The sequence below is a fragment of the Parvimonas sp. M20 genome (assembly GCF_035282425.1).
In the GTDB taxonomy this organism is placed as follows: domain Bacteria; phylum Bacillota; class Clostridia; order Tissierellales; family Peptoniphilaceae; genus Parvimonas.
Genome location: NZ_JAYKBQ010000243.1, coordinates 1 through 251 on the forward strand (window position 1 = coordinate 1; position 251 = coordinate 251).

Annotated in this window: 1 protein-coding gene; it reads right to left on the reverse strand. The window is 65.3% G+C overall.

What is annotated here, in order from left to right; genetic code table 11:
• A partial coding sequence (locus VJI93_RS09110) for a hypothetical protein (RefSeq protein ID WP_324009375.1) occupies nucleotides 1–251 on the reverse strand: 251 nt, incomplete at both ends.

Genomic DNA, 251 nt, shown 5'->3' on the forward strand with positions numbered 1-251 from the left:
TAGACCCGGTTGCGCTCGATGGTGAGATAGTCGGCCGCCTTGGCGTAGATCCCGCCGCCGGGGAAATCGCGTACCTCGTTGTCGCGAATGACGACATGGGCGGGGCGCACCTCGGGTCTGTCCTGCGACGGCGCGATGCCAATCCCGTTGCCGCTGGTCACCGGATTGCCGAGGTTGTTCGCCTCGGCCTGCGCTTGCTGGAGCGTAATCTCGGCGCGGTTGCCTTCGAGCGTCAGGCCCTCGACGATAAT